The organism is Coleofasciculaceae cyanobacterium (assembly GCA_036703275.1).
Taxonomy (GTDB): domain Bacteria; phylum Cyanobacteriota; class Cyanobacteriia; order Cyanobacteriales; family Xenococcaceae; genus Waterburya.
On the sequence record DATNPK010000029.1, the window covers coordinates 1 to 1,648 of the forward strand.

Here is a 1,648-nt window from a genome sequence, read left to right on the forward strand (position 1 = left end):
GTTTGAGCGAGAAATAAGAAATTAGTATTCCCATTTCTTATAATGTCGATCGCGATCGTGCGGAGCGAATTTTATTGGAATGTGTAGAACACCACACCGAAAGCATTAACCAAATGAGTCGGGAAGCTTTAATAATTATGCACGATCGCTATTTTTTACATCCCCACGACTTGACACCTAAAGTTTACTATCGCATTACTAACAATTGGTTAGAACTTACGTTCGTTTTGTCGTTAGAGAACGAGCTATTCGCGCTCTCAAAGATGCAGTCAGTCGAGATCTTCTGAAAGCTTTCGATAATGCAGGAATTGAAATCTCAACTACTAGATATAATGTTATTGGATTTCCACCACTTCATCTTGAAAATAGCGAGCCTCCAGGGTCGGAGCTTCGCTAACGCGACAATTACTTACCTAAAATGGATTTTACAATTATTTTTTTAAAATACAGTTAAAAATATTTTTTTAAATAAATGAAGCTCAAGTTAATCAAAATAATTCGTAATCATGATTAATACAATAAGGAATTACTAAAATAGCTCGTTATTATAGCTTAATTTATTCTATTTTTTTCCTAGAGTCCAAATAGTATGTCTGTTGAAAAACCAGATTTTATTCTTTTCGCACAGCATGGTTGGGCTGATAATCGTCGAGCGATCGCTGATTTGGTAAAAAGACTGGTAACTCCAAAAACTATCGCGATCGCGCCTAGCTTAGGATATTTTAAAACCTGGCTGAGAATTGAGCCGTTAATCGAGACAGTTGAGGAATATGCTACGGTTACCCTCGATAAATATCCAAATACACCGATGAGGATTATTGGTCATTCAATGGGTGGATTAATTTGGTTAGAAATTCTCAATCGTCATCCCGAATGGCACGGGCGAGTACATTCTTTAGTTTTGATTGCCTCTCCACTTGGGGGAGCAGGTTTAGGACGAATTTTCGATCCTTTCAATATTGGAATTGGCATTTCAAGAGATTTAGGGAAAAACCGCAGACCGATCGCCGAACAAATTGCGGCTAGTATCCCTACTTTAGTTATCGCTGGGAATGTAGATGGCGGTGGCGATGGAACGATTGCGATCGGTTCGACCAAAGTGCGCCATGCTCATTTTATCTGTTTGTCTGGGTTGTCTCATCCAGTGCTTCGCAATCATCCCCGAACAGAAGCAGCAATTCGTGAATTCTGGAGCGATCCGCAAACATTACAAGAAACCAGCGAACCAACAATCGTAGATGAAGTTATCCAACGTCTTCAGTCAGTTCCAGGAATGATAGACGCTCATCAACGAGACTTTCATAAAGCTACAACAGCGATCGTTCTCAAAGATGGTAGCTCGATTCGTCTTTGGTGGAATCCACTAAGAGTAGAACACGTCTTTGTTGCCTCCCCCCAAAAAAAATTTTTATATGGAGGCTTCGTCGGCTGGATACACGAAAAAGCTCTAAAAAAGACGTTAACAGAAATTAAACAAAAATATGCTGCTGAAGTATCTTATTAAAAGAGTAAGTAGCTAGGCAGAATTAAATATAAAACGCTTCAAGTGGTAATCGCCTTGTTTACTTCTTCGATTCATTGCTTGAATAATTGTCATAGCCAGATCGTATTCATTGTCAAAGATACGCCCCGCAATTTCATGAGTTTT

General features: G+C 39.0%; 2 protein-coding genes. Both read left to right on the forward strand.

The window, feature by feature from the left end; all coding sequences use genetic code 11:
* Positions 1-205: 205 nt before the first annotated feature.
* Entirely contained in the window at positions 206-397 is a 192-nt protein-coding gene (locus V6C71_08220) for a hypothetical protein (protein HEY9768485.1), read from the forward strand.
* Positions 398-589: 192 nt separating this feature from the next.
* Positions 590-1,504 (forward strand): alpha/beta hydrolase, encoded by a 915-nt coding sequence (locus V6C71_08225; protein HEY9768486.1) that lies wholly within the window; start codon positions 590-592, stop codon positions 1,502-1,504.
* The last annotated feature ends 144 nt before the right edge of the window (positions 1,505-1,648 follow it).

Excerpts from the sequence above, each read along its gene's own strand:
- V6C71_08225 (HEY9768486.1), top strand. The coding sequence starts at position 590 with ATGTCTGTTGAAAAACCAGATTTTATTCTTTTCGCACAGCATGGTTGG.